Consider the following 23,133-nt stretch of genomic DNA (forward strand, 5'->3'; position numbering starts at 1 on the left):
AGGAACGGTATCTGCCGTGGTGGGTACGGGGCTACGGGGGGCCTCGGGGGCAGGGCACCGCCGTGCGCCGTTTCTTGCGCGCCGCAGACTCTTGACAGTGCATGTGCGCGCGTCAACTCTGGGGCCAGTGCCGTCTGCCCCAGGGAGGCGAGGATGCCTGCTGCCCGGGATTCGCTTCTGGACGCCGCCTATACGGCCCTCGCGCGCCGGCCGTGGTCCGCGGTGCGGATGGTGGACGTGGCCGCGGCGGCCGGGGTGTCCCGGCAGACGCTCTACAACGAGTTCGGCAGCAAGGACGGCCTGGCCAGGGCACTGGTGCGGCGGGAGGCCGACGGCTACCTCGCCGGCGTGGAGCGGGCGCTGGCCGCGCACACCGACCCGCGCGACCGGCTCACCGCCACCGCCGAGTGGATGGCCTCCGCCGCCCGGGACAACGCACTGGTACGGGCCATGCTCACCGGCTCCTGGAGCGAGCGCCTGCCCGCGCCGGCCCTGGCCGGCGTGCCGTCCTCCTCCGCCGTACCGGCGCAGCGCCGGGCGGACGGGCCGCTGCCCTCGCCCGGCGACTTCGTGCGGATGGTGCGGGACCGGGCCGTGGCCGCCCTGTCCGGCCCCGGTGCCGCCCCCTCCGACACCGCCGAACTGACCCTCGCCTGCGAACTGGTCGTCCGCCTCGCCGTCTCCTGCGTGGCGGCTCCGCCGGGCGAGGGCGGGATGGCGACCCTGGTGCGCGGCGCCCTGCACCGCCAGCCGGCCTGAGGAGTGGGCACCCAGTGGGCGCCTAGTGCGCCGAGCCCGACAGCTGGAGGCCGATCACGCCGACGATGACCAGCGAGATCGAGACGATCTTCAGGGTGGACACCAGGTCGCCGAGGAAGACCATGCCGTAGATCGCGGTGCCCGCGGCGCCGATCCCGGTCCACACGGCGTAGGCGGGGCCGACGTCGAGCTTCTTCAGGGAGAGGGTCAGCAGACCGAAGCTGCCCAGCGCGAAGCTGGCGAACGCGACCGTCGGCCACAGCCGGGTGAACCCGTGCGAGAGCTTGAGGCACACGGCGAAACCGGTCTCCAGAAGTCCGGCCACGATGACCAGCAGCCACGCCATGTGCTGTCCTCCCGTTGATCCGGATCTCCGGCTCGGTGCGATTATGCACTTACCGGCCGTAGGCCCCGGCAAACAACGCGATGCTCAGTCGCCTTCCCGGCGCTCGCGCGTCGACAGCAGCCGGCGCAGGGAGTACAGCCGGGCCGGGTCCGCGTGGCCCTCCTCGACCCACGCGTCCAGCGCGCAGTCCGGCTCGTCGTGGCTGCACGCGCGCGGACAGCCCTCGGTGCCCGGCTCCAGGTCCGGGAACGCGTGGATCACCCGGGACGGGTCGATGTGCGCGAGCCCGAAGGAGCGGACGCCCGGGGTGTCGATGACCCAGCCCTCCCCGTCGGCCAGGGGCAGCGCGAGCGCCGAGGTGGTGGTGTGCCGGCCGCGGCCGGTCACCACGTTCACCTCTCCCGTCGTACGCCGCCGGTCCACCGGTACGAGCGCGTTGACCAGGGTCGTCTTGCCGACGCCCGAGTGCCCCACGAACGCGGTGACCCGGCCGCCCAGATGCTCCAGCACCCGCTGCGCCGCGTCCCCGTTCTCCAGCTCCTCGCGGCTGGTGATGACGTACGGGATGTCCAGGTCGCCGTACAGCTCCAGCAGCTTGTCCGGCGGGGCCAGGTCCGACTTGGTCATCACCAGCAGCGGTTCCAGGCCGCCGTCGAAGGCCGCGACCAGACAGCGGTCGATCAGCCGCGGGCGCGGCTCGGGGTCGGCGAGCGCGGTGACGATCGCGAGCTGGTCGGCGTTGGCGACGACCACCCGCTCGTAGGGATCGTCGTCGTCTGCCGTACGGCGCAGCACCGAGGCACGCTCCTCGATCCGCACGATCCGGGCCAGCGTGTCCTTCTTGCCGGACAGATCGCCGACCAGCGCCACCCGGTCGCCCACCACGGCCGCCTTGCGGCCCAGCTCGCGGGCCTTCATCGCGACCACCGGACGGTCCTCGACCAGGCAGGTCAGCCGGCCCCGGTCGACGGTGAGGACCATGCCCTCGGACGCGTCCTCGTGCTTGGGCCGGATGTTGGTCCGCGGCCGGTTGCCCTTGCGGTTGGGACGGCTCCGGATGTCGTCCTCGTCGGTGTGCTTGCCGTAGCGGCGCATGGTTCCAGTCCGCCCGTCAGTTCCCGAGCATCCCGGTCCACAGGTCGGGGAAGTCGGGCAGGGTCTTCGCCGTGGTCGCCACGTTCTCGATCTGCACGCCCTTGACCGCCAGGCCGATGATCGCGCCGGCCGTCGCCATGCGGTGGTCCTCGTAGGTGTGGAAGATCCCGCCGTGCAGCGCGCGCGGGCGGATGTGCAGGCCGTCGGCCGTCTCGGTGACGTCGCCGCCGAGTTCGTTGATCTCCTTGGTCAGCGCGGCCAGCCGGTCCGTCTCGTGCAGCCGCAGATGGGCCACGCCTCGCAGAGTGGACGGGGAGTCGGCGAGCGCGGCGACCGCCGCGATGCCCGGGGTCAGCTCGCCCACGTCGGACAGGTCGACGTCGATGCCGTGGACGGCACCCGAACCGGTGAACTCCAGCCCGTACTCGGTCAGTTCGCAGGAACCGCCCATCTCGGTGAAGATCTCCCGCAGCCGGTCACCCGGCTGGGTGGTCCGCTCCGGCCAGTCCGGGATCAGCACCTTGCCACCGGTGACCAGGGCAGCGGCCAGGAACGGCTGCGCGTTGGACAGGTCCGGCTCGATGGTCAGGTCCCGGCCGAGCAGGGCGCCCGGCGTCACCCGCCACACGTTCGGCTCGCCGCCCGACTCCGGGGTGTCCACCTGGGCGCCGACCGCGCGCAGCATGTCCACCGTCATCCGGATGTGCGGCAGCGAGGGCAGGGTCGCGCCCGTGTGCCGGACCTCGACGCCCTGGTTGAAGCGCGGGCCGGACAGCAGCAGCGCGGAGACGAACTGCGAGGACGAGGAGGCGTCGATCGACACCGGGCCGCCGTCCAGCGCCCCGCTGCCGTGCACGGTCAGCGGCAGCGCGCCCCGGCCGTCGTCGTCGATCCGGGCCCCGAGCACGCGCAGCGCGTCGATCACGCCGTGCAGGGGACGCTCGTACGACCGCGGGTCGCCGTCGAACCGGATGGGACCGTCGGCCAGCGCGGCCACCGGCGGCAGGAAGCGCATCACCGTGCCGGCGTTGCCGACGTCGACCGTGGCCGGGCCGTGCAGGCCCGTCGGCAGCACCCGCCAGGCCTCTCCGGAACCGTCGGGGCCGACCCCCTCCTCGATCTCCACGCCCATCGCGCGCAGCGCCCCGGCCATCAGCAGCGTGTCGCGGGAGCGCAGCGGGCGGCGCAGCCAGCCGGGCTCGGAGGCGAGGGCGGCAAGCACGAGGGCGCGGTTGGTGACCGACTTGGACCCGGGGACGTGGACCGTCGCGTCGACGGCTCCGCTCGCGTGCGGGGCGGGCCAGAGGGCGGGGGATTCGGGCATGGGGCCACTCTATAAGGAGGGCCGGGGAGCGGGCGTTCTCCGCGTGCGGGGTCCGGACCGGCCGATCACGACGCCGGCAGCCGCCCGGCCCCCTCACGACGCCGGCAGACACCCGCCTTCCGTCACGATGTCGGCAGGCGCCCGGCCCCCGTCACGGCGCCGGCAGACCCCCGCCGTGCCTCACGACTCCAGCAGCCACCCGCCCCCGCCGATCAGCGAGCACAGCGACACCGCGTGGAACAGGAACAGCCACAGTCCCGCCGGTACGTGCGTCAGGCGGGCGAGCTGGTCCGCGTCCGAGTCCCCGGCGCCGCCCGCCGACCGCCGCTTGGCCTGGAGTTCGAAGGGCGGACGGACCCCGCCGAGCAGCAGGAACCACACGACCGCGTACGCGAACGCCGCCTGCACCTGTGGTCCTGCCAGCCAGGACACGAGCAGGAACGCGCCGCCGGTCACGACCACGGTCAGCACGCCGTACGCGTTGCGGATCATCACCAGCATCACGACCAGCAGGGCCGTGGCCGCCCACAGCAGCAGGGTGATGCGTCCGGCGGCCAGCAGGGCGGCTCCGCCGAGGCCCAGCAGCGAGGGCGCGGTGTAGCCCGAGGCCGCCGTCAGGATCATGCCGAGGCCGTACGGCTTCCCGTGGCTGACCGTGAGGCCGCTGGTGTCGGAGTGCAGCCGGATGCCGGTGAGCCGGCGGCCCGTGAGCAGGGCGATCAGGCCGTGGCCGCCCTCGTGGGCGATGGTGATGGCGTTGCGGGATATGCGCCAGGGGCCGCGCGGGACGACCACGGCGAGCGCGGCGCCCAGCGTGGCCAGCACCACCCACAGGTCCGGGTCGGGCTGGGTACCGGTGAGCCGGTCCCAGACGTCGGGCAACGCGGTGACGGCGAGGCTGTCCATGTCCGGCGATGGCTCCCTGTGCTGGTACGGAATCTGGCAGTGTGGCACGTATGTGCGGACGGTATGCATCCAGTCGTAGGCCCGAGGATCTCGCAGGAATCTTTGAGATCGAGAAGTGGGAGCCGGAGGAGACCCTGGGGCCGGACTACAACGTGGCTCCGACCAAGGAGGTCTACGCCGTCCTGGACCGTCCCCTGAAAGACGCGGAGGAGCCGCGTCCGGTTCGGCAGCTGCGCAAGCTGAAGTGGGGACTGGTGCCCTCCTGGGCGAAGACGCCCGAGGGCGGCGCCCGGATGATCAACGCGCGCGCGGAGACCGTGCACGAGAAGCCCGCCTACCGCCGCGCCTTCGCCGCCCGGCGCTGCATCATCCCCGCCGACGGCTACTACGAGTGGGTCACCGGCAAGGAGGAGCGGGACCTGGAGGTCGAGGGGAAGAAGAAGCGGCCGCGCAAGCAGCCGTACTTCGTGCTGCCCGCCGACGGCTCGGTGTTCGCGATGGCCGGACTGTACGAGTTCTGGCGCGACCGGACCCTGCCCGACGACCACCCGGGGGCCTGGTGGGTGACCTGCTCGGTGATCACCACCGAGGCGGAGCGGACCCCGCTCGCCGTCGCCCCCGCCGAGGGCCCGCACTCGCTCGCCGAGATCCACCCCCGTATGCCGCTGATGCTCACCCCGGACCGCTGGGACGCCTGGCTGGACCCCGCCCGCACCGACCCCGACGACCTGCGCGCGCTGCTGGCCCCGCCGCCCGAGGGCCTGATGCGTGCCTACCCGGTCTCCACGGCCGTCAGCAACGTCCGCAACAACGGCCCGGAACTGCTGAAGGAGCTGGAGGCGCCCGAAGCGGGCACGCTCTTCTAGCCCCTGGATCTGACCTCCTGGATCCAGCCTCCAGGATCTAGCCTTCTGGTGTGATCGAGATTGTCGAGACCGACGTCGGGACCGCGCGCATCACCTGGCACCGGGCGAAGCGGGCGCGGCTGGTGCTGGCCGTGAGTCATGGGGCCGGCGGTGGCATCGAGGCGCGGGACCTGCAGGGGCTCGCCCGGGTGCTCCCGGACCACGGGGTGACCGTGGCCCTCGTCGAGCAGCCCTGGCGGGTCGCGGGCAAGAAGGTCGCGCCCGCCCCGAAGACCCTGGACACCGGCTGGCGCGGCATCTGGCCCGCGCTGGCCGGCATGGAGCTGCCGGTGATCTCCGGCGGCCGCAGCGCGGGCGCCCGCGTCGCCTGCCGCACCGCCGGCGAACTGGGCGCCCGTGCCGTCCTCGCGCTCAGCTTCCCGCTGCACCCGCCGGGCAAGCCGGAGAAGTCCCGGGCCGACGAGCTGCTCGGGTCCGGCGTGCCCACGCTGGTCGTGCAGGGCGGCAACGACCCCTTCGGGAAGCCGGACGAGTTCCCCGAGGGGTCGTACGGGCTGGTGGAGGTGCCGTACGGCGATCACGGGTTCGCCGTGCCGAAGCGCGCGGACATCACCCAGGAACGAGCGCTGGAGATCGTCACCGACGCTGTCGTGGAGTGGGTCGCGTCACTCGGGTGACCCCCGGGAATGTTGCGCGGCGGATCCCTGTTGTGGCGGACAGAAGTGCTGGAGCACCGGCACCGCGATGTCTGGAGAGAGGAAGTCCGCCGCATGGGTTCGACCATCTGCCCGAGCCGCGACACCCGCGCTGAGCTGGACTGGACGGTGCTGCACGCGGCCAAGGCCGCTCCTATTCGAGGGGCGGCGGGCACGGGTGGTGTTCTATCCTCCGAAACGAGTGGGATCGGTTTTGGTCCTGCCCGGGATCTTGAGGAGGTGGGTCCGGTCACTGGGACCGACGCAGGGACCGACAACGGCCAGGCGGAGCTGCCCGAGGGCCAGGGCATGAGCGTGGAACCGGGCTCGGGGACGAGTCCCGAGTCCAACGCGGAGCGCAGTGCGCGCTTCGAGCGGGACGCGCTCGAATTCCTCGACCAGATGTACTCGGCCGCACTGCGCATGACGCGCAACCCGGCCGACGCCGAGGACCTGGTGCAGGAGACCTACGCCAAGGCGTACGCGTCCTTCCACCAGTTCCGTGAGGGCACCAACCTCAAGGCGTGGCTGTACCGGATCCTCACCAACACGTTCATCAACTCGTACCGCAAGAAGCAGCGCGAGCCCCAGCGCAGTGCGGCGGAGGAGATCGAGGACTGGCAGCTGGCCCGAGCCGAGTCGCACATGTCGACCGGTCTGCGCTCGGCGGAGTCGCAGGCGCTGGATCATCTGCCGGACTCGGACGTGAAGGCAGCGCTGCAGGCGATCCCCGAGGAGTTCCGCATCGCCGTCTATCTCGCGGACGTAGAGGGCTTTGCGTACAAGGAGATCGCGGACATCATGGGGACACCCATCGGTACGGTGATGTCCCGGCTGCACCGGGGCCGCCGTCAACTGCGCGGCATGCTCGAGGACTACGCCCGTGAGCGCGGGCTGGTCCCGGCCGGCGCCGGAGAGTCGAACGAAGCGAAAGGCTCGGGCTCATGAGCTGCGGAGAGCCGCACGAGACGGACTGCAGTGAGGTCCTCGACCACCTGTACGAGTTCCTTGACAGCGAGATGCCGGACGTCGATCGCGACAAGATCCAGCACCACTTCGAGGAATGCTCTCCGTGCCTGGAGAAGTACGGCCTGGAGCAGGCCGTGAAGAAGCTGGTCAAGCGGTGCTGCGGGCATGACGACGTACCCGCCGACCTGCGCGCCAAGGTCATGGGGCGGATCGACCTGATCCGCTCCGGTCAGGCCGTGCCCGACCACGACGTGACGGCCACGCCGCAGGAGAGCTGACCCGGCCGACCCGCGCCGACTACCTGCTGACCACAGCCATCACCCGAATGTGCTAATCCTCCGGTCATAGGCCCCGACCCCCCGACCCCCGCCCCTAGGCTCCGAGCCCGGACAGGCACGGTCGGGGAGGGCGTGATGGAGGCGGTTCCGGCGAAGGCGCGGGCACGGGCCTACGTGGCCTGCGTCGGCCTGGCGGCCGTGCTCTGCGCCCTGCCCGTGCCGGACACCTACACACCCTGGTGGGCGCTCGCCCTGCTCGCCGCCCTCTACGCGGTCTGCGAGCACGTCGTACAGCGCCGCTTCGACGGCACCTTCTACCCCGTCCTGCTCGCCGGGGCGTTCCTGCTGCCCCCGTCCGCCGCCGCGCTCCTGCCGCTGTCCGCGGCCCTGCTCTCCCCCGTGGAACACGCGCCGGTGCTGCTGCGGCGTGTGTGGCGGGCCGCGCGGCCCTCGCTCGCCGTGTGGGCCGCCGCCCAGGTGCACGGGGTGCTCGACGGCCACGACGCCGTCGGCGCCTGTCACTTCCCGTACGTCCTGCTGCCCGCCGGGGCGGCCGTGCTCGCCTTCTGCCTGGTGCTCACCCTCCTCGACGGCGGCATCCTCGCCGCCGCCGAGCGGGTGCCGCTGCGGCGGGCCTGGCGCGGGCTGTTCGTCCGCTCCCTCGCGCCGGTCGCCGTGCACGGGCTCGCCGGGCTGATGATGGCCGTGCTGTGGCGCAGCCCCTACGGGCCCGTCGCGGCCCTGCTCGTGCTGCTGCCGATGGGCGTCTCCTGCTGGGTGTTCGCCCAGTACCACCGGGAGCGGGCCGCCCACCAGGCCACCATCCGCGCGCTGGTGCAGGCCGTCGACATCAAGGACGGCTACACCCGCGGCCACAGCGAGCGGGTCGGCCAGGCCTCCGTGATGATCGCCCGCGAACTCGGCATGGACGACGAACGCGTCGAGGTGCTGCGCTTCGCCGGCATCCTGCACGACGTCGGCAAGCTCGGCGTGCCCACCCGGCTGCTGCGCAAGGACGGCCCGCTCACCCCCGAGGAGCGGCGGATCATCGAACTGCACCCCGAGTACGGCCACGAGATGGTCCGCGGGATCTCCTTCCTCGGCGAGGCCCGCGCGGCGATCCTGCACCACCACGAGCGGCTCGACGGCAGCGGCTACCCGTACGGCCTGGCGGGCGGCCAGATCCCCGAGTCCGCCCGCGTGGTCGCCGTCGCCGACGCCTTCGACGCGATGACCTCCACCCGCTCCTACAGCAGGGCCCGACCGGTCGAGGTGGCCCTCACCGAGCTGGAGCGCTGCGCGGGCTCCCAGTTCGACCCCCGCATGGTCACGGCGCTCGTCCGGGCCCTGCGCCGGTTCGGCTGGCATCCGGCCGTCACGGCCGACGAGCCCGCGCCCGGGCTGCCGGCGCAGCAGCCGGCCCAGAGCCGGACGGGGGCCGGCCGATGACCAGAGGCACCCGCGTCCGGGGCCGCGGATGACCGCCCGACGGCTCATCCACGGCTCCGCCGCGCTCGCCGCGGCCGTCTCCCTCGGCGTCACCCTGTGGACCGGCACCGACGAACCGGGCGTGGCACTCGCCTTCGGAGTGCTCATAGCCGTCGGCGAGCTGACCCGCTGGAGCGACGCCCAGGTACGGCAGGCCGCGCCGCTGGGCACCGCCGGATCGCTGTCGTACGCCCTGCTGGGCGCCGACGCCGGGCATCCGGCCCAGCACGACGCCGCCCAGGTCGTCACCGTCGTCCTCGTCGCCTCCCTGCTCGGCGGCGTCCCGCACATCTGGATGGGCCGCACGCCGACCCTGGACCACCTGGCGCGCCGCGTCCTGAGCGTCGGCTTCGCCGCCGTCTGCTTCCAACCCCTCTACAACCGGGGCGTGTTCACCTCCTGGGACGGCTCCGCCTATGCCCTGCTGCTGATCGCCCTGCTCGTCCTCACCGTCCTGTGCGACGCCGTCCTCGCCGCCGCCCTCGCCCACTCCCGCACCCGCTGGCCCTTCGGCCCGCTGCTGCGCGACGAACTGCGCGGACTGCTCGGCATCGGCTCCGCGGTGTGCGCCACCGGCGCGGTGATCTCGCTCGCGGTCGCCGTCGCCGGGCTGTGGGCGCTGCCGGTGTTCTGCCTGCCCCTGCTCCTCACCCAGCTGTCCGTCCGCCGCTACGCCGCCGTGCGCGCCACCTACCGGCAGACCATCGCCTCCCTCGCCCGGGCCACCGAGATAGCCGGCTGCACCCCCGCCGGGCACGCCCACCGCGTCGCCGCCCTCAGCCGGGCCGTCGGCCGGGACCTCGGCCTGTCGCGGCCCGAGCTGACCGTGCTGGAGTACGCGGCCCTGATGCACGACATCGGTCAGCTCAGCCTCGTCGACCCGGTCCCGGCGGGCGCCACCGCCGGCCTGCCCCGCGAGGAGCAGCGGCGCATCGCACTGCTCGGCGGGGCCGTCGTACGGCAGACCGGCGTGGACCCGGCGGTCGCGGTCGTCGTCGAGCGGCAGGCCGATCCCTACCGGGAGCAGCCGCTCGCCGCGAGGATCGTGCGGACCGTGAACGCGTACGAGGAGAAGGCCCGTCGAGCCGGGCCCGAGGGGCCGCTCAGGGCGCTGGAGGAGCTGCGCCTGGCCACCGCCGGGGACTACGCTCCCGAGGTCGTGGAGTCGCTGGCCCGGGTTCTCTCCCGGGCTGTCTGACCGTCCCCACGGCTGGGTAACCCATGGGTAATGAGCGTCTCTCCCGCCGTACGTGGTTGGATGCGAGGGAGAGGGTGTCCGGGGGCACAAGCCAGCCCACTGTGCGGATCTGGAACTGGCAGGCGGGAATCGTGAGGATCTTCGGCAAGGGACGGCACCGGCCCTCCGCCTCATGGCGGCAGGCGACCGACCGCGCGTTCACGCTCATCGGTGACGGCCGGTACGAGGACGCGGGCGAACTGCTGACCCGCGCCGCCGACCTGGAACCCTGGCTGTCCGAGTCCTGGTTCAACCTCGCCCTGCTGCACAAGTTCCGGCACGACTGGGAGCAGGCCCGCGCCGCCGGGCTGCGCGCGGTGGCCCTGCTCGACCGGGCGACCGGCGCCCCCGACTGGTGGAACGTCGGCATCGCCGCGACCGCCCTGCAGGACTGGCCGCTGGCCCGCCGCGCCTGGCAGGCCTACGGGCTCAGGGTGCCGGGGGGCTCCTCCCGGCCGAAGCCCGGGGCGGGCTCCACCGCCTCCGGCGAGCCGCTCGGCATGGAGCTGGGCAGCGCGGCCGTACGGCTGTCCCCGGAGGGGGAGGCCGAGGTGGTGTGGGGCCGCAGGCTGGACCCGGCCCGGATCGAGGTGCTGTCCATCCCGCTTCCCTCGTCCGGGCGGCGCTGGGGCGAGGTCGTGCTGCACGACGGCGTCCCGCACGGCGAGCGGACGACGTCCTCCGGGCACTCCTACCCGGTCTTCGACGAGATCGAGCTGTGGGCACCCTCACCCGTGCCCACCTGGGTGGTGCTGCTGGAGGCGGCCACCGAGGCGGACCGGGACGCGCTGGAGCAGCTGGCCGCCGACGCGGGGTTCGCCGCGGAGGACTGGTCCTCCTCGGTGCGGCTGCTGTGCCGGATGTGTTCGGAGTCCCGTATGCCCTCCGACGAGGGCGAGGGCGTCCACCTGGATCCGCACGACCACAGTGAGCCCGGGCATCCCGGGCCCCTGGGGCATCGGACGGACGGCCAGCTCTGGGTGCCCGAGCGGGAGTGCGGGGTGGCCGCGCCGGCCTCGCTCGTGCGGGGGCTGTTGGACGGGTGGGTCGCGGACAGTCCCGATTCCCGGGACTGGAGGGACCTCGAAGAGGTTTGCTGAGCCACGCGTGACCAGCCCCCTTTAGGCTGTACTCGCAGATTTTTCGGCTTTCAGGAAGGCTTACGTCGGTCATGGCCCAGCAGGACACCGATCAGCAGCACGCGGGCGTGCTCCCCGTCGACGACGAGGGGTACGTCGTCGACACGGAGAACTGCGAGGAGCGCGAGAAGGACTGGCGGGAGCGGGGGACCTCGCGGCCGATCACGGTCGTCGGCAACCCGGTGCTGCACAAGGAGTGCAAGGACGTCACCGAGTTCGGCGCGGAGCTGGAGCAGCTGGTCGCGGACATGTTCGCCAGCCAGCGCACCGCGGAGGGCGTGGGCCTGGCCGCCAACCAGATCGGTGTGGACCTGAAGGTCTTCGTCTACGACTGCCAGGACGACGAGGGCGCCCGGCACGTCGGCGTGGTCTGCAACCCCAAGCTGGTCGACCTGCCCGCCGACCGGCGCCACCTGGACGAGAGCAACGAGGGCTGCCTGTCGGTGCCGACCGCGTACGCGCCGCTCGCTCGTCCCGACTACGCCGAGGTCACCGGCCAGGACGAGAAGGGCAACCCGGTCAAGGTCCGCGGCACCGGGTACTTCGCACGGTGTTTGCAGCACGAGACCGATCACCTGTACGGCTACCTGTACATCGACCGGCTGTCCAAGCGCGACCGCAAGGACGCGCTGCGGCAGATGGCCGAGAACGAGCCACGCTACCCCGTGGTCGCCAACGACTGAGAGGCGCGGAGCGGCCGTACGCGCGGGACGTACCCGACCGTACGGAGCAGCGACGACGCCCCCCTGCGACGCCCGGCCGGGATCCTTCCCGGCCGGGCGTCGTTCATATGTTCGCCGCATGATTCCCGGCATGTTGGGGTGGTGAATGAAGCAAATCCGTTCCCTTAACGGTCAGTTGTGGTGCTGAATGGTAAGTGCGGGGATACGCAACGGCGCACGCCCGGCACCACATGGAGGGGCGTGCGCTCCTGGCGGCTGAGAGGGGACTGTTCGTGCACGCTTTCTCACACGGCATCACATCGTCGACCGCGGTCGCAGTACCGCCGTCTCTCGCCCTCCCGGTGATCGAGGACGTGTTTCCCCGGCAACTCCACCCGTATTGGCCGAAACTTCAGGAGAAGACCCGCCAGTGGCTGCTGGAAAAACGGCTGATGCCGGCGGACAAGGTCAAGGAATATGCCGATGGCCTGTGCTATACGGACCTCATGGCGGGGTACTACCTGGGTGCCCCGGACGAGGTCCTGCAGGCCATAGCGGACTTCAGCGCATGGTTCTTCGTCTGGGACGACCGCCACGACCGTGACATCGTCCACGGCCGCACCGGTGACTGGCGGCGGCTCAGGCACCGCCTGCACGCGGCACTCGACGCACCCAGGCATCATCTGTACCATCCCGACCCCCTGGTCGCGGGGTTCGCCGACAGCGTGCTGCGGTTGTACGGGTTCCTGCCGCGCACCTGGAACCAGCGGTTCGCCCGCCACTTCCACGCCGTGATCGAGGCGTACGACCGGGAGTTCCGCAATCGCACCCGGGGATACATCCCCGATGTCGCGGAGTACCTCGCCCTGCGCCGTCTCACCTTCGCCCACTGGATATGGACGGACCTGCTGGAGCCGAGCGCCGGATGTGAACTCCCGGAGGACGTACGGAAAAACCCGGCCTATCGCCGTCCGGCACTGCTCAGCCAGGAATTCGCCGCCTGGTACAACGATCTGTGCTCCCTGCCGAAGGAAATAGCGGGCGACGAGGTCCACAATCTCGGAATCAGTCTCATCGCCCATGAGGGACTGTCACTCGAAGAAGCGGTGGAAGAAGTGCGGCGGCGCGTCGAGGAATGCATCAGAGAATTCCTCGACGCCGAGCAGGGCGCGCTGCGGTTCGCCGACGAACTCGACGACGGCACCGTGCGCGGAAAGGAACTCGGCGTCGCCGTGCGCGCCTGCGTCGGCAATATGCGGAACTGGTTCAGCTCCGTCTACTGGTTCCACCACGAGTCCGGCCGGTACATGGTCGACAGCTGGGACGACCGGTCCACACCCCCGTACGTCAACAACGAAGCGGCAGGTGAGTGATGACCCTGGAGTCTGTGAAGCCCGTGACGCCCGAGGCGTCGGAGCTGCGTGAACCACCTCTCGCCGGCGGCGCCGTCCCGGTGCTCGGGCACGGCCTGAAGCTCGTCCGAGATCCGCTCGCGTTCATGTCCGGGCTGCGCGACCACGGCGACGTCGTACGCCTCAAGCTCGGCCCCAAGACCGTGTACGCCGTCACCACGCCGGCGCTCACCGGCGCGCTCGCGCTCAACCCCGACTACAAGATCGACGGACCCCTGTGGGAGTCCCTCGAGGGCCTGCTCGGCAAGGAGGGCGTGGCCACCGCGAACGGCCCCCGGCACCGCCGTCAACGACGCACCATCCAGCCCGCGTTCCGGCTGGACGCCATCCCCCACTACGGCCCGGTCATGGAGGAGGAGGCGCACGCGCTCACCGAGCGCTGGCGGCCCGGGGAGACCGTCGAGTGCACCTCGGAGTCGTTCCGGGTCGCCGTGCGCATCGCCGCCCGCTGCCTGCTGCGTGGCGAGTACATGGACGAGCGCGCGGAACGGCTGAGCATCGACCTCGCCACCGTGTTCCGCGGGATGTACCGCCGGATGGTGGTCCCGCTCGGGCCGCTGTACCGGCTGCCGTTCCCGGCCAACCGCGAATTCAACCGAGCCCTGGCCGATTTGCATCTGCTGGTCGACGAGATCGTCGCCGAGCGGAGGGCGTCTGGTCAAAAGCCGAACGATTTGCTGACGGCATTGCTGGAGGCGAAGGACGACAATGGCGACCCCATCGGAGAACAGGAGATCCACGATCAGGTCGTCGCCATCCTGACCCCCGGCAGCGAAACAGTCGCGTCCACGATCATGTGGCTGCTCCAGGTCCTCGCGGAACACCCGGAACACGCCGAGAGGGTGCGCGCCGAGGTCGAATCCGTGACCGGCGGCCGGCCCGTCGGATTCGAGCACGTCCGCTCGCTCACGCACACGAACAATGTCGTCACCGAGGCCATGCGGCTCAGGCCCGCCGTATGGATATTGACGCGGCGCGCGGTGAACGACACCGAGCTCGGCGGCTATCGCATTCCGGCCGGGGCGGACATCATCTACAGCCCCTACGCCATTCAGCGCGACGCCCGCTCCTACGAGCGTCATCTCGACTTCGACCCCGACCGCTGGCTGCCGGAGCGGGCCAAGGAGGTGCCGAAGTACGCGATGAGCCCGTTCAGCGTGGGCAACCGCAAGTGCCCCAGCGACCACTTCTCCATGACCCAGCTGAGCCTGATCACCGCGGCGATCTCGGCGAAGTACCGCTTCGAGCAGGTCAGGGGGTCGAACGACACCACCCGTGTGGGCATCACGCTCCGCCCGCACGACCTGCTGCTGAAGCCCGTGCCGTGGTGAGGGGCTGAGCGGCAGAGAGGAAGGCCGGCTCCTGGTAACCACTCCTGGCACTGCTCCTGGTACCGGCGCGCGCTCAGGCGGCCTGCGGGCCCCGGAACGCGCGCCGGTAGGCGTTCGGGGTCGTGCCCAGCGCGCGGACGAACTGGTGGCGCAGCGCGGCCGCCGTACCGAACCCGGTGCGCCCGGCGATCGCGTCCATCGTCTCGTCCGAGCCCTCCAGCAACTCCTGCGCCAGCAGCACCCGTTGGCGCAGGATCCAGCGGTACGGCGTGGTCCCCGTCTCCTGCTGGAAGCGCCGGGCGAAGGTGCGCGGCGCCATGTGGGCGCGGGCGGCGAGCTGTTCGACGGTCACCTCCTCGGCCAGGTGCTCCTCCATCCACACCAGGACCTCGCCGACGGTGTCGCAGGGGCTCGTGGGCAGCGGCCGCTCGATGTACTGCGCCTGTCCGCCGTCCCGGTGCGGAGGCACCACCATCCGCCGGGCGATCTTGTTGGCGACCTCGGGGCCCTGCTCCTTGCGCACGAGGTGCAGACAGGCGTCGATACCGGCGGCGGTGCCGGCGGAGGTGATCACCGGGTCCTCGTCGACGTAGAGCACGTCCGGCTCGACGGTGATCCGGGGATAGCGCCGGGCGAGCTGCTCGGCGTGGTGCCAGTGCACCGCGCACCGGCGCCCGTCCAGCAGCCCGGCGGCCGCCAGCACGAACACCCCGGAGCAGACGCTGAGTACCTGGGCGCCCCGGCCGACGGCCCGGCGCAGCGCCGCCAGCAGCTCCGGCGGATACTCCCGCGCCGCGTAGGTCTCGCCCGCCGGCACGGCGATGAGATCGGCGTCCTCCAGCCGCTCCAGGCCGTACGGGGTCGACACCGTGAACCCGCAGTGGGTGCCCAGGGTGGGCCCCTCCGCCGAGACCACGGCGAAGTCGTACACCGGCAGCCCTTCGTCGCTGCGGTCGATGCCGAACACCTCGCACACGACGCCCAGTTCGAAGGGATGCACCCCGTCCAGCAGTACGGCGGCCACGTTCTTCAGCATCCTGCCAGTGTGCCTCGGTCCTGGCAGTAAATCGAGGGTACGCGGCAGTCCTGCCACTCCCGGTAAGGAGCGTCAGGCGCGACAGTGGTGTCCATGAACGGAAACCAGATCGAAGGCCTGATCGGAATGCTCGCGACGCTCGGCATCCTGGTCCTCCTGGTCCTCCCGTCCGTGCTCGGCATCGTGCGCGACAGGCGCATCGACCGGCAGCTCAGGGAGGCCCAGGAGGCCAGGACCGGCAATCAGCGGGACAAGCGGGAAAAGGAGGCTCAGAAGTCCTCGTCCAGGTCGACCGTGCCCTCCACCGCGACCTGGTACGCCGACGGGCGGCGCTCGAAGAAGTTCGTCAGCTCCTGAACACCCTGCAGCTCCATGAAGGAGAACGGATTCTCCGAGCCGTACACCGGAGCGAAGCCGAGCCGCGTCAGACGCTGGTCGGCGACGCACTCCAGGTACTGCCGCATCGACTCGGTGTTCATGCCCGGGAGGCCGTCACCGCACAGGTCGCGCGCGAACTGCAGCTCGGCCTCGACGGCCTCCCGCAGCATGTCGGTGACCTGCTGCCGCAGCTCGTCGTCGAACAGGTCCGGCTCCTCCTTGCGGACGGTGTCGACCACGTCGAAGGCGAAGGACATGTGCATCGTCTCGTCGCGGAACACCCAGTTGGTGCCCGTGGCGAGACCGTGCAGCAGACCCCGGCTGCGGAACCAGTACACGTACGCGAAGGCACCGTAGAAGAACAGGCCCTCGATGCACGCCGCGAAGCAGATCAGGTTGAGCAGGAAGCGCCGGCGGTCCGCCCGGGACTCCAGGCGGTCGATCTTCTCGACCTCGTTGATCCACTTGAAGCAGAACCCGGCCTTCTCGCGGATGGACGGGATGTTCTCCACCGCCGCGAACGCGGCCGCGCGGTCGTCCGGGTCGGGAAGGTAGGTGTCGAGCAGCGTCAGATAGAACTGGACGTGCACGGCCTCCTCGAACAGCTGCCGGCTCAGGTAGAGCCGCGCCTCGGGGGAGTTGATGTGCTTGTACAGCGTCAGCACCAGGTTGTTCGCGACGATCGAGTCGCCCGTCGCGAAGAAGGCCACCAGCCGGCCGATCAGGTGCTGCTCCTCCGGGGACAGCTTCGCGAGGTCGGCCACGTCCGAGTGGAGGTCGACCTCCTCCACGGTCCAGGTGTTCTTGATCGCGTCCCGGTAGCGCTCGTAGAAGTCCGGGTAGCGCATGGGGCGCAGGGTGAGCTCGAAGCCCGGGTCGAGCAGGTTCTTGGCTTCGGTGGTCATTACTGGCAGGCCTCGCAGGACTCGGGGTTCTCAAGGGAGCAGGCGACGGCGTCGGGGTCGGCGACCTGCTGCACGGGGATGGGGGACTTGGCCTGCGCCTGGCCCTGGGCGGCGCGGGCGATGCGGGTCGCCGGGCGCGAACGCAGGTAGTACGTCGTCTTCAGGCCCTGCTTCCAGGCGTACGCGTACATCGAGGAGAGCTTGCCGATGGTCGGCGTCTCCATGAAGAGGTTCAGGGACTGCGCCTGGTCCAGGAACGGGGTGCGGGCCGCGGCCATGTCGATCAGCCCGCGCTGCGGGATCTCCCACGCCGTGCGGTACAGCGCCCGCACCTCCGCCGGGATCCACACGAACTCCTGCACCGAGCCGCCCGAGTCGCGCAGCGCCTCGCGGGTGCGCGCGTCCCACACGCCCAGCTCCTTCAGATCCTGCACCAGGTACGAGTTGACCTGCAGGAACTCGCCGGACAGCGTCTCGCGCTTGAACAGGTTGGACACCTGCGGCTCGATGCACTCGTACACGCCTGCGATGGAGGCGATGGTGGCCGTCGGCGCGATCGCGAGGAGCAGCGAGTTGCGCATGCCGACGGAGGCGATCCGCTCGCGCAGCGCCGCCCAGCGCTCGGGCCAGTTCAGCTCCACGTCGAAGTGGTCGGGGTGCAGCACACCCCGGGCCGTACGGGTCTTCTCCCAGGCCGGCAGCGGACCGTTGCGCTCGGCGAGGTCGGCGGAGGCCTCGTACGCGGCGAGCATGACGCGCTCGGCGATACGGGTGGACAGGGCGCGCGCCTCCGGGGAGTCGAAGGGCAGGCGCAGCTTGAAGAAGACGTCCTGCAGGCCCATCGCGCCGAGGCCGACGGGACGCCACTTGGCGTTGGACCGGCCCGCCTGCTCGGTCGGGTAGAAGTTGATGTCCACGACCCGGTCGAGGAAGGTCACGGCGGTGCGGACCGTCTCGTCCAGCCGCTCCCAGTCGAGGTCGCCGGCCGCGGTGTCGACGAAGGCACCCAGGTTCACCGAGCCCAGGTTGCAGACCGCCGTCTCCCCGTCGTCCGTGACCTCCAGGATCTCCGTGCAGAGGTTGGAGGAGTGGACGACATGGCCCGGCTCGGCCGTCTGGTTGGCGGTGCGGTTGGCGGCGTCCTTGAAGGTCATCCAGCCGTTGCCGGTCTGCGCGAGGGTGCGCATCATCCGGCCGTACAGGTCACGGGCCGGGATGGTCTTCCGCGCGAGCCCGTCCGCCTCGGCCTTGCGGTAGGCGGCGTCGAACTCCGCGCCCCACAGGTCGACCAGCTCGGGCACGTCCGCCGGGGAGAACAGCGACCACTGCTCGTCGGCGTTGACCCGGCGCATGAACTCGTCCGGGACCCAGTGCGCGAGGTTCAGGTTGTGCGTACGGCGGGCGTCCTCACCGGTGTTGTCCCGCAGCTCCAGGAACTCCTCGATGTCGGAGTGCCAGGTCTCCAGGTACACCGCGGCCGCGCCCTTGCGCCGGCCGCCCTGGTTCACGGCGGCCACCGAGGCGTCGAGGGTCTTGAGGAACGGGACGATGCCGTTGGAGTGCCCGTTGGTGCCCCGGATCAGCGAACCGCGGCTGCGGATCCGGGAGTACGACAGACCGATGCCGCCGGCGTGCTTCGAGAGACGGGCGACCTGGTGGTAGCGGTCGTAGATGGAGTCCAGCTCGTCCAGCGGGGAGTCGAGGAGGTAGCAGGACGACATCTGGGGGTGCCGCGTGCCGGAGTTGAAGAGCGTGGGGGAGGAGGGCAGGTAGTCGAGCCGGCTCATGAGCCCGTAGAGCGCGGCGACTTCGTCGAGGGCACGGGTCGTGTCGTCCTCGGCGAGACCCGCGGCGACCCGCAGCATGAAGTGCTGGGGCGTCTCGATCACCTTGCGGGTGATCGGGTGGCGGAGCAGGTAGCGGCTGTGCAGGGTGCGCAGGCCGAAGTAGCCGAAGCGGTCGTCGGCGACCGGGTCGATCAGCGCGTCCAGGCGCTCGGCGTGCAGTCGCACGAACGCGGCGGTCCGGTCGGCGATCAGGCCCTCGCGGTGGCCCACGGCCACCGACTCGGTGAAGGAGGCCACGCCCTGCGAGGCGGCCTCGGCGCGGATCGCGAGGGTCAGCAGGCGGGCGGCCAGCCGCGAGTAGGCGGGGTCCTCGGAGATCAGACCGGCGGCGGCCTCCGTGGCCAGCTCGCGCAGCTCCGCCTCGTCGGCCCGCGCCGACCGGCCGCGCAGCGCGGCCGCGGCGACCCGGCCGGGGTCGGCGTCGGGCAGGTCGGCGGTCAGCTCGGTCAGGGTCCGCAGCAGCGCGGCACCGGGACCGTCGGTCTCCACCGGGGCCTCGGTCGCCGGGACGGCTGAAGCCGGGTCGGCTGGCGCGATGGTCACGTGGGGCTCTCCCTCGCTCGGCACGGGGCCTGGCGGAGGGCAGGGGCAGCACGAGCGCGCACGGCGTCCGCGTCCACCGACCCACTCCACGAGGCCCGGACGTCTGAAGGCACCCGGACCGGACGGCCGGGCGCACGCTGCCGGCAGGTCCTCGGACTGACACAGGCGTGCGGATACGCACGCACGTACACCGTTGCGGGACAGTTCCGGATTCGCACCGGATTCCCCTGCGGCGACAGCGAGGATGAGCATACATCTAGTGCCGGGCTGTCGTGTCACCCCCAGATGTTGTGTCGTACCGGTCTCAGAGCGTCAACTCGTAGGTGAGGAGAGTGATGTCGTCCAGCTCCGGGATCGGGTTCCAGTCGCGCTCCGGGACGCGGACGAAACCCAGGCGTTCGTAGATGCGGTGGGCCGTGTGCATGGTGCGCTGGGTCGACAGGACGACGGCCGTGCAGCCGGCCGTGGCCCGGGCACGGTCGACGCAGGCGCGCACGAGGGCCTCGCCGGCGCCTTGGCCGCGGGCCGCGTGGCCGACCGCGAGCATGCGGATCTCGGCCTCTCCGGGGCGGGCGATGTCGGCCATCGGGCCGCCGGAGGGGACGAAGGTGACCCCGCCGAGGAGAACGCCGCTGCGGACGGCCACGAGGACGTCCGCGGCGGCGGCCCTCTTGGCCACGTCCCGGAGTTCGCCGAGGTACCAGTCGCTCTCGCCGAAATCGAGGAGGCCGTCCTGGAGGTAGGCCTGGGCCGTGATCTCGCCGAGAGCGGCGTATTCGCCGGGTTCGGCGAGGCGGATGTGCATGTCCATGTGCGTGAGTGTGTACGACAGCGGGCCGCCGTGGTGCTTGATTTTCGGCGGCCCGCTGCAGGTGGTGACGTGGATCAGTGAGCGGCGCCTGCCGGGAGTTCCTGCTGTACGCCCGGGTCGCCCGCGTCCGCCGTGTAGTCCCCAGGGCTGGTCTCGTCCAGGCCCTCGGGGGCCTTCACGGCCTTGAGGACGAGGGTGAGGACCACCGTGACCGCCAGGTTCAGGACGAACGCCGTGAGGCCGATGTAGCCGATCTCGCCGATGCCCGGGATCTCCTTCGCCGAGCCGCCGAAGTGCTTCTGGGTCGGGTTCGTCGGCGACGGCACCCCGTAGGCGACGAGCGTGCCGTAGACCATGCCGACTGCCCAGCCGGCGAGCAGCGCCCAGCGGTGGAACCAGCGGGTGAACAGGCCGCCGACCAGGGCCGGGAAGGTCTGCAGGATCCAGATGCCACCCAGCAGCTGGAAGTTGATCGCGACCGTCTTGTCCATGGTGAGGACGAAGACCAGCGCGCCGACCTTCACCAGCAGTGACACGACCTTGGAGACCTGCGCCTCCTGCTTCGGCGTGGCATCCGGCTTGATGAAGTCCTTGTAGATGTTGCGGGTGAAGAGGTTCGCCGCCGCGATGGACATGATGGCCGCCGGGACCAAGGCTCCAATGCCGATCGCCGCGAAGGCCACGCCCGCGAACCAGTCCGGGAACATGTTCTCGAACAGCTGCGGGATCGCCAGCTGGCCGTTGGTGACCTTCACACCGGCCGCGATCGCCATGAAGCCGAGCAGGGCCAGCAGGCCGAGCATCAGGGAGTACAGCGGCAGGATCGTGGTGTTGCGGCGGATCACCTCACGGCTCTTGGAGGAGAGCGTCGCGGTGATCGAGTGCGGGTACATGAACAGCGCGAGCGCGGAGCCCAACGCCAGCGTGGCGTACGTCCATTGCTGCGCCTCGCCCGAGACAAGCGCGCCGCGCGGCTTGCCCGTCACCGGGTTGACCTGGCCGAACGCGTGGCCGGCCTTGGCGAAGACGTCGTCGAACCCGCCCAGCTTGATCGGTATGTAGATGATCGCCACCGCGATGACGATGTAGATCAGCGCGTCCTTGACGAACGCGATCAGGGCGGGCGCACGCAGACCCGAGGAGTACGTGTAGGCCGCGAGCACCCCGAAGGCGATCAGCAGGGGGAGGTCCTTGACGAACCAGTTCGTGTTGTCGCCGCCGCCGATGCCCATCACGTCCAGCACCGCCTGGATGCCGACGAGCTGGAGCGCGATGTACGGCATGGTGGCGAGGATGCCGGTGACCGCGACCGCCAGCGACAGGCCCTTCGAACCGAAGCGGCCGCGCACGAAGTCGGAGGTCGTGACGTAGCCGTGGCGGTGCGAGACCGACCACAGGCGGGGCAGGAACGTGAAGATCAGCGGGTAGACCAGGATCGTGTACGGCACCGCGAAGAAGCCGGACGCGCCCGCCGCGTAGATCGCCGCCGGTACGGCGACGAAGGTGTACGCCGTGTACAGGTCGCCGCCGAGCAGGAACCAGGTGATCCAGGTGCCGAACGACCGTCCGCCCAGGCCCCATTCGTCCAGGGAGTGCTCGTTCTCGGCCTTGCGCCAGCGCGCGGCCAGGAAGCCCATGACCGTGACGGCCAGGAAGAAGAAGATGAAGACGCCGAGCGCGACGCCGTTGACTCCGTCCTTCACTTCGCCGCACCTCCGTCCCGTGCGGCCTTCCGGGCACGCTGGTCGCGCTGCCAGAGCTGGTACGCGAGCATGGTGAGGGCGGTCGAGATCAGCACCCACAGCATCTGGTACCAGTAGAAGAACGGGATCCCGATGAACGCCGGGTCCGTCTTGGCGTACGAGCCGACCCACAGCATCGCCGCGAACGGCGCGACGAGACACAGGGCGATGACGACGCGGACCGGTGTCACCACCGGTGGTCTCACTTCAGGCGTTTCGGGCATGGCACGGCTCCGTCCCCTCGCTGATGACCTGTGTAATGCGCAGGCAATCTAGGTGACGGTGTCGTGGAAGCGGAAGACCTCGTCCGGATATCGGCATGTCGATTTGGCGCGCGTGCCGTGAAGACGGCAACTCCCGCCGCCACAAGGCCCGTTTCGGCCGGATTTCGGCCCTCCGCCGGTTCTCAGTCCACCGGCCGCTTCAGCCGCGCCACGAACTTGTACCGGTCCCCGCGGTACACCGAGCGCACCCACTCCACCGGCTTGCCCTCGCGGTCCACGGAGTGGCGGGAGAGCATCAGCATCGGCAGGCCGACGTCGGTGCCGAGCAGGCCGGCCTCGCGCGGGGTGGCCAGGGAGGTCTCGATGGTCTCCTCGGCCTCGGCGAGATGGACGTCGTAGACCTCGGCGAGCGCGGTGTAGAGGGACGTGTACTTCACCAGCGAGCGGCGCAGGGCCGGGAAGCGCTTGGCGGACAGATGGGTGGTCTCGATGGCCATCGGCTCGCCGTTGGCCATGCGCAGCCGCTCGATGCGCAGCACGCGTCCGCCGGCCGTGATGTCGAGCAGCTCGGCGAGCCGGTCGTCGGCGGTGATGTAGCCGATGTCCAGCAGCTGCGAGGTCGGCTCCAGGCCCTGGGCGCGCATGTCCTCGGTGTAGGAGGTCAGTTGCAGCGCCTGCGAGACCTTCGGCTTGGCGACGAAGGTGCCCTTGCCCTGGATGCGTTCGAGCCGGCCCTCGACGACCAGTTCCTGCAGGGCCTGCCGGACGGTGGTGCGGGAGGTGTCGAACTCCGCGGCCAGCGTGCGCTCGGGCGGGACCGGCGTGCCGGGCGCCTGCGTCTCCGTCATGTCCAGGAGGTGCTTCTTCAGGCGGTAGTACTTGGGGACGCGCGCGGTACGGACGGTCGCGCCGGCCTCGTTCTCCGCACTGCTGACGTCGGTGCTCATGCTCTGCCTTCCCGGCTCCGGATGCCGAAAGCGACCGACATCCCATCGGCCACGGCTCACATCGTGGCACGGCTTCGTGGCAGGGGTTCACCCGCACGCTCCGTGATCTCCTCTGTATACCGTCGCACCTTCGGTTGGTCTAGTCCATCGCCCCGCGAGGTGGAATGGTCCAACGGAACTGGTCCGTCCGATC

Annotated in this window: 23 protein-coding genes and 1 riboswitch; of the genes, 12 read left to right on the plus strand and 11 right to left on the minus strand. The window is 70.8% G+C overall.

The annotated features are described in order from the left end of the window. The first annotated feature begins 153 nt into the window (after positions 1 to 153). On the plus strand, positions 154 to 759 hold the full coding sequence (locus ABZ865_RS14315) for a helix-turn-helix domain-containing protein (protein ID WP_361228991.1): 606 nt from the start codon (positions 154 to 156) through the stop codon (positions 757 to 759). 22 nt (positions 760 to 781) lie between these two features. On the opposite strand, the gene ABZ865_RS14320 is transcribed toward ABZ865_RS14315, so the two are convergent. The 4 genes from ABZ865_RS14320 to ABZ865_RS14335 form a co-directional block, all read right to left on the minus strand. Further along, a complete protein-coding gene (locus ABZ865_RS14320) occupies positions 782 to 1,105 on the minus strand; it encodes a multidrug efflux SMR transporter (protein WP_361228994.1) in 324 nt (107 codons plus the stop codon). Positions 1,106 to 1,189: 84 nt separating this feature from the next. Then, the gene (gene rsgA, locus ABZ865_RS14325; protein WP_361228996.1) at positions 1,190 to 2,200 is read right to left on the minus strand and encodes a ribosome small subunit-dependent GTPase A; all 1,011 of its coding nucleotides are present in this window, start codon (positions 2,198 to 2,200) and stop codon (positions 1,190 to 1,192) included. A gap of 16 nt (positions 2,201 to 2,216) precedes the next feature. After that, positions 2,217 to 3,524, minus strand: a complete 1,308-nt coding sequence (aroA, locus tag ABZ865_RS14330; RefSeq protein WP_361228999.1) for a 3-phosphoshikimate 1-carboxyvinyltransferase — start codon at positions 3,522 to 3,524, stop codon at positions 2,217 to 2,219. Positions 3,525 to 3,704: 180 nt separating this feature from the next. Further along, positions 3,705 to 4,430 carry a M50 family metallopeptidase gene (locus tag ABZ865_RS14335; RefSeq protein WP_361229001.1) on the minus strand — a complete coding sequence of 242 codons (726 nt, stop codon included), beginning with the start codon at positions 4,428 to 4,430 and terminating at the stop codon, positions 3,705 to 3,707. A gap of 50 nt (positions 4,431 to 4,480) precedes the next feature. Here ABZ865_RS14335 and ABZ865_RS14340 point away from each other — a divergent pair, with 50 nt between their 5' ends. The 10 genes from ABZ865_RS14340 to ABZ865_RS14385 all read left to right on the plus strand — a co-directional run bounded on the left by ABZ865_RS14340 (position 4,481) and on the right by ABZ865_RS14385 (position 14,507). Beyond that, on the plus strand, positions 4,481 to 5,296 hold the full coding sequence (locus ABZ865_RS14340; RefSeq protein WP_361229004.1) for an SOS response-associated peptidase: 816 nt from the start codon (positions 4,481 to 4,483) through the stop codon (positions 5,294 to 5,296). Between the two features lie 50 nt (positions 5,297 to 5,346). Then, the gene (locus ABZ865_RS14345) at positions 5,347 to 5,973 is read left to right on the plus strand and encodes an alpha/beta family hydrolase (RefSeq protein ID WP_361229007.1); all 627 of its coding nucleotides are present in this window, start codon (positions 5,347 to 5,349) and stop codon (positions 5,971 to 5,973) included. A gap of 258 nt (positions 5,974 to 6,231) precedes the next feature. Next, positions 6,232 to 6,939, plus strand: coding sequence for a sigma-70 family RNA polymerase sigma factor (locus tag ABZ865_RS14350; protein WP_361229010.1), 708 nt, complete (start codon positions 6,232 to 6,234; stop codon positions 6,937 to 6,939). Continuing rightward, positions 6,936 to 7,238 (plus strand): mycothiol system anti-sigma-R factor, encoded by a 303-nt coding sequence (rsrA, locus tag ABZ865_RS14355; protein ID WP_361229013.1) that lies wholly within the window; start codon positions 6,936 to 6,938, stop codon positions 7,236 to 7,238. Before ABZ865_RS14350 ends, rsrA begins: the two co-directional genes overlap by 4 nt. Positions 7,239 to 7,373: 135 nt before the next feature. After that, a complete protein-coding gene (locus ABZ865_RS14360; protein ID WP_361229016.1) occupies positions 7,374 to 8,687 on the plus strand; it encodes an HD-GYP domain-containing protein in 1,314 nt (437 codons plus the stop codon). Positions 8,688 to 8,715: 28 nt separating this feature from the next. Further along, the gene (locus ABZ865_RS14365) at positions 8,716 to 9,924 is read left to right on the plus strand and encodes an HD domain-containing protein (RefSeq protein ID WP_361229019.1); all 1,209 of its coding nucleotides are present in this window, start codon (positions 8,716 to 8,718) and stop codon (positions 9,922 to 9,924) included. Between the two features lie 131 nt (positions 9,925 to 10,055). Beyond that, a complete protein-coding gene (locus ABZ865_RS14370) occupies positions 10,056 to 11,063 on the plus strand; it encodes a hypothetical protein (protein WP_361229022.1) in 1,008 nt (335 codons plus the stop codon). Positions 11,064 to 11,134: 71 nt separating this feature from the next. Continuing rightward, entirely contained in the window at positions 11,135 to 11,785 is a 651-nt protein-coding gene (gene def / locus ABZ865_RS14375) for a peptide deformylase (protein ID WP_361229025.1), read from the plus strand. Positions 11,786 to 12,057: 272 nt separating this feature from the next. Next, complete coding sequence (gene cyc1 / locus ABZ865_RS14380; RefSeq protein WP_361229028.1) at positions 12,058 to 13,137, plus strand: epi-isozizaene synthase; 1,080 nt, start codon at positions 12,058 to 12,060, stop codon at positions 13,135 to 13,137. Beyond that, positions 13,137 to 14,507 carry a cytochrome P450 gene (locus tag ABZ865_RS14385; protein ID WP_361229031.1) on the plus strand — a complete coding sequence of 457 codons (1,371 nt, stop codon included), beginning with the start codon at positions 13,137 to 13,139 and terminating at the stop codon, positions 14,505 to 14,507. Before cyc1 ends, ABZ865_RS14385 begins: the two co-directional genes overlap by 1 nt. 73 nt (positions 14,508 to 14,580) lie before the next feature. Here ABZ865_RS14385 and ABZ865_RS14390 read toward each other — a convergent pair whose 3' ends face one another. Continuing rightward, entirely contained in the window at positions 14,581 to 15,543 is a 963-nt protein-coding gene (locus tag ABZ865_RS14390) for a helix-turn-helix domain-containing protein (RefSeq protein ID WP_361229033.1), read from the minus strand. A gap of 93 nt (positions 15,544 to 15,636) precedes the next feature. On the opposite strand from ABZ865_RS14390, the gene ABZ865_RS14395 reads away from it, so the two are divergent. Further along, positions 15,637 to 15,900 carry a hypothetical protein gene (locus ABZ865_RS14395; RefSeq protein ID WP_361229036.1) on the plus strand — a complete coding sequence of 88 codons (264 nt, stop codon included), beginning with the start codon at positions 15,637 to 15,639 and terminating at the stop codon, positions 15,898 to 15,900. Here ABZ865_RS14395 and ABZ865_RS14400 read toward each other — a convergent pair. From ABZ865_RS14400 to ABZ865_RS14425, 6 genes are all read right to left on the minus strand, one after another. Continuing rightward, a complete protein-coding gene (locus ABZ865_RS14400; RefSeq protein ID WP_361229039.1) occupies positions 15,813 to 16,826 on the minus strand; it encodes a ribonucleotide-diphosphate reductase subunit beta in 1,014 nt (337 codons plus the stop codon). The two genes, ABZ865_RS14395 and ABZ865_RS14400, sit on opposite strands and share 88 nt — an antisense overlap. Then, the gene (locus ABZ865_RS14405; protein WP_361229042.1) at positions 16,826 to 19,216 is read right to left on the minus strand and encodes a ribonucleoside-diphosphate reductase subunit alpha; all 2,391 of its coding nucleotides are present in this window, start codon (positions 19,214 to 19,216) and stop codon (positions 16,826 to 16,828) included. Before ABZ865_RS14405 ends, ABZ865_RS14400 begins: the two co-directional genes overlap by 1 nt. Before the next feature lie 124 nt (positions 19,217 to 19,340). After that, a riboswitch (cobalamin riboswitch) is annotated at positions 19,341 to 19,498 on the minus strand. A 22-nt stretch (positions 19,499 to 19,520) separates the two neighbouring features. Next, complete coding sequence (locus ABZ865_RS14410; RefSeq protein ID WP_361229045.1) at positions 19,521 to 20,027, minus strand: GNAT family N-acetyltransferase; 507 nt, start codon at positions 20,025 to 20,027, stop codon at positions 19,521 to 19,523. Between the two features lie 74 nt (positions 20,028 to 20,101). Continuing rightward, entirely contained in the window at positions 20,102 to 21,730 is a 1,629-nt protein-coding gene (gene mctP, locus ABZ865_RS14415; protein WP_361229049.1) for a monocarboxylate uptake permease MctP, read from the minus strand. Beyond that, complete coding sequence (locus ABZ865_RS14420) at positions 21,727 to 21,993, minus strand: DUF3311 domain-containing protein (protein WP_361229052.1); 267 nt, start codon at positions 21,991 to 21,993, stop codon at positions 21,727 to 21,729. The genes mctP and ABZ865_RS14420 overlap by 4 nt, the downstream gene beginning before the upstream one ends. A gap of 182 nt (positions 21,994 to 22,175) precedes the next feature. Then, positions 22,176 to 22,940, minus strand: coding sequence for a GntR family transcriptional regulator (locus ABZ865_RS14425; RefSeq protein WP_361229055.1), 765 nt, complete (start codon positions 22,938 to 22,940; stop codon positions 22,176 to 22,178). Positions 22,941 to 23,133: the final 193 nt, after the last annotated feature.

Origin of the sequence: Streptomyces sp. NPDC047085 (assembly GCF_040643735.1) — a bacterium.
Lineage (GTDB): Bacteria > Actinomycetota > Actinomycetes > Streptomycetales > Streptomycetaceae > Streptomyces.